Below are 4263 nucleotides of genomic sequence, written 5' to 3' on the forward strand. Positions count from 1 at the left end.
ATCAACACGATCCGCACGCTCTCCATCGACGCCATTCAGAAGGCCAATTCAGGTCATCCCGGCACGGCCATGGACGCCGCGCCGACCGCCTACACGCTGTGGCAGCAATTCCTCCGCTACGACCCGAAGGCGCCGCACTGGATCAACCGAGACCGGTTCGTGCTTTCGGCGGGCCACGCCTCGATGCTGCTCTACAGCCTCATCTACCTCGCAGGTATCGAAGCGGCTGAAGGCTCCTACCAAAAAAAGGGCGGCGAGGCGGTAAGTCTCAAGGACATCGAGGGTTTCCGCGAGGACGGCAGCCGCTGCCCCGGGCATCCCGAGTATGGCTGGACCACGGGCGTTGAATCCACAACTGGGCCGCTCGGCCAAGGCATCGCGACCAGCGTCGGCATGGCGATTGCCGGCAAGTGGCTCGCCGAGACCTACAACAAGCCGGACTTCGATCTCTTCGATTTCAATGTCTATGCGCTCCACGGCGAAGGCTGCCTGATGGAAGGCGTCGGCAGCGAGGCCGCCTCGCTTGCCGGCCATCTGAAGCTGTCGAACCTGTGCTGGATTTTTGACAACAACAACGTGACTATCGACGGCCACACCGACATCACCTTCACCGAGGACGTGGCCAAGCGCTTCGACGCCTATGGCTGGAACGTCGTCCGCGTGTCGAACGCCAACGATCTCGACGAGTTGGCAGCCGCATACAAAGACTTTCTCGCCACCGACGACAAGCCGACGATGATCATCGTGCACAGCCATATCGGCTACGGCTCGCCCGACAAGCACGACACGCCCGCCGCACATGGCTCCCCGCTTGGGCCCGACGAGGTGCGCCGCACCAAGGAGTTCCTGGGCTTCGATCCCGATAAGTTTTTCGTGGTGCCGGATGGTGTGCGTCAGCACTTCACCACGCATATGGGTCAGCGCGGCGCCACTGCCCGCGCCAAATGGGAAGCCCTGTTCGCCGACTACGCCAAGAAGCATCCGGACGAGGCCAAACAGATCGAGCAGATCCGCGATCGCGAACTGCCCGACGATTGGGATGCAGACCTTCCGGAATTTGCGCTCGACCCCAAGGGGATCGCCACGCGCGAAGCCTCCGGCAAGACGCTGAACGCCATCGCGGCGAAGGTGCCGTGGGTCGTTGGTGGCGCCGCGGACGTGGCCGGCAGTACCAAGGTGCTTTTGACCTACCCGGACGCAAACGAGTTCCAGCCTTACGGCGAACTCGGCGACTATAGCGGCCACAATCTGCGCTACGGCATCCGCGAACACGCCATGTGTGCGCTCGTCAACGGCGCGGTGCTGACAGGCATGCGCGCCTACGACTCCTGCTACCTGATCTTCACGGACTATGCGCGCGGCGCAATCCGGCTGGCCTCGCTTATGGATCTGCCGGTACTGCACATTTGGACGCACGATTCCATCAGCTTAGGCCAGGACGGCCCGACCCATCAGCCTGTCGAGCAGATCGTATCGTTGCGTGCGATCCCCGGTCTCATGGTCGTGCGTCCGGCGGACGCCAACGAGACGGTGGAAGCCTATCGCCTCGCCATGCCGCATAAGAGCCGGCCCGTGGCGCTGATCCTGACGCGCCAAGCGGTCCCCACGTTCGACCGCTCGAAACTTGCGCCGGCTTCCGGTCTCGCCAAAGGCGCTTATGTGCTCGCCGACGCGGACGACGGCAAGCCCGATGTCATTCTCATCGGCACGGGCAGCGAGGTGTCGCTGTGCCTTGCCGCGCGCGATCTGCTCGCCAAGGACAAGATCAAGGCGCGAGTCGTTTCAATGCCTTGCCGCGAACTGTTCGAGTGTCAAACCCAAGCCTATCGCGACTCCGTGCTGCCGCCACAGATCACCGCGCGCGTCACGGTGGAAGAAGCCTCCCCGATCGGCTGGGACCGCTATGCGGGGCCGAAGGGCATCGTGCTTGGCATGGACACGTTCGGCCTGTCGGCGCCGCTGAAAGTCGTCTCGGAGCATTTCGGGTTCACACCGGAGCGGGTCGCCGCGGCGGCCAAAAAGGTTTTGGACAGTTAGACGTTCCCGCGCTCCGGGACCCCGGAGCGTTCTTGGATTTGCGAAACGAGGAGAGAAGCGATGCAACTCGGCATGATCGGCCTCGGTCGGATGGGCGCCAACATGGTGGTGCGGGCGATGAAGGCCGGCCACGACTGTCACGTCTACGACACGCACGCCGATGCGGTGAAGGCGCTCAAGGACAAGGGCGCGAAGGGCAGCACCGACCTCGGCGAATTCGTCAAGGGTTTGGATAAGCCGCGCGCGGTTTGGATGATGGTGCCCGCCGCCGTAGTCGATGCGGTGATTGTGGAACTCGCACCGCTGCTGGACGCCGACGACATTATTATCGATGGCGGCAACTCCTACTATCACGACGACCTGCGCCGCGCTAAAGCCCTGAAAGAAAAGAACATCCACTATGTGGATGTCGGCGTCAGCGGCGGCGTCTGGGGCCTCGAACGCGGCTACTGCATGATGATCGGCGGCGAAGACAAGGTGGTGGCGCATCTCGATCCGGTCTTCCGCACACTGGCGCCGGGCGTCGATGAAGCCCCGCGCACGCCGGGCGCGAAGGGCGAAGCATCGCCGGCGGAGAACGGTTACCTCCATTGCGGGCCGAACGGCGCCGGGCACTTCGTCAAAATGGTCCACAACGGCATCGAGTACGGCGTCATGGCCGCTTACGCCGAAGGCCTGAACATCTTGAAGCACGGCAACGCCGGCAAGGTGAAGCGCGACACGGACGCGGAGACCACACCCTTACGCAACCCCGAGTACTATCAATATGACATCAACCTGCCGGAAGTCGCCGAGGTGTGGCGGCGCGGCAGCGTGATCGGCTCTTGGCTGCTCGACCTCACTGCGGCGGCGCTGCGTCACAGTCCCGACTTAGCCGAGTTCGAAGGCCGCGTATCGGATTCCGGCGAAGGCCGCTGGACCCTGCAAGCGGCGATCGACGAAGGCGTGCCGGCTCCGGTTATCTCTTCGGCACTGTTCACGCGCTTCGCCTCCCGCGGCAATGCGGAGTTCGCCGACAAGCTGATGTCGGCCATGCGGTTCGAGTTCGGCGGTCATCACGAGAAGAAAGCGTAATGGCGAACGGCGTAGACGCTCCAGAGCATTCCGACGCGCTCGTCTTCTTCGGCGCCACCGGAGATCTCGCGTACAAGCAGATCTTCCCCGCGCTCTACGGGCTCATTCGCGACGAAGGCTTGTCCTTGCCCATCATCGGCGTCGCGAAGGCGGGCTGGGGGCTGGATCAGCTGAAAGGCCGCGCGGCGGACAGCGTCAAAGCCCATGGCGGCGACATCAAGTCCGAGGCCTTTAAAAAGCTCTTGAGCCTGTTGCGCTACGTGGATGGCGATTACAACGACCCCAAGGTGTTCAAGCAGCTGCGCAAAGAGCTGGGCGACGCCAAGGCTCCCCTGCACTATCTCGCCATTCCGCCCGCGCTGTTCTCCGTGGTCGCCTCGCAGCTTGCCAAGTCAGGCTGCGCAGACAATGCGCGCCTCGTGGTCGAAAAGCCGTTCGGCCGCGACCGCCGGTCGGCCAACGACCTCAGCCGCATCCTCGATCAGTATTTCTCCGAGCGGAACATCTTCCGCATCGACCACTATCTGGGCAAAGAACCGGTGCAGAACATTCTCTACACTCGCTTCGCCAATTCGATTTACGAGCCGGTCTGGAACCGCCACTTCGTGCGCAGCATCCAGATCACCATGGCCGAGAATTTCGGCGTGCAGGACCGCGGTGCGTTCTACGACAGCGCCGGCGCAATCCGTGACGTTTTGCAAAATCACATGCTGCAGATTCTCGCATCCCTGACCATGGACCCGCCAACGGGCCAAGCCCACGAAGCGATCCGCGATCGCAAAGCAAGCCTGCTGAAGGCCGTGCGGACTTTGGACTCCGACGACATCGTGCGCGGCCAGTATACCGGCTACGAGAAAGTGCCGGGCGTGAAGCCCGGCTCGACGGTCGAAACCTTCGCCGCCGCGAAGCTGTGCATCGACAGCTGGCGCTGGGAAGGCGTGCCTATCTTCATCCGGACCGGCAAGTGTCTGCCTGTCAGCATCGCCGAGGCCGTGGTGCAGTTCAAAAAGCCGCCGCGCGAGACCTTCGGCGAGATCGACTCGCTCGGCTGCGGGCATATGCGCTTTCGCATCCAGCCCGACGTGACCATCGCCTTCGGCACTCGCGTCAAGGTTCCGGGCGAACGCATGATCGGCGAGGACGTCGAGTTGA

Annotated in this window: 3 protein-coding genes; all 3 read left to right on the forward strand. The window is 63.1% G+C overall.

From position 1 onward, the window contains the following. On the forward strand, positions 1-2037 hold a 2037-nt coding region (gene tkt / locus ABY454_RS11995), incomplete at its 5' end, for a transketolase (protein WP_372930966.1). A 60-nt stretch (positions 2038-2097) separates the two neighbouring features. After that, positions 2098-3111: a phosphogluconate dehydrogenase (NAD(+)-dependent, decarboxylating) gene (gene gnd, locus ABY454_RS12000; protein WP_372930968.1), complete on the forward strand. Its 1014-nt coding sequence runs from the start codon at positions 2098-2100 to the stop codon at positions 3109-3111. Then, positions 3111-4263, forward strand: a 1153-nt coding sequence (locus ABY454_RS12005; RefSeq protein ID WP_372930970.1) for a glucose-6-phosphate dehydrogenase (NADP(+)), incomplete at its 3' end; no start/stop codon positions are given. The genes gnd and ABY454_RS12005, both read left to right, overlap by 1 nt.

The sequence above is a fragment of the Methyloceanibacter sp. genome, assembly GCF_041573655.1.
Classification (GTDB): domain Bacteria; phylum Pseudomonadota; class Alphaproteobacteria; order Rhizobiales; family Methyloligellaceae; genus Methyloceanibacter.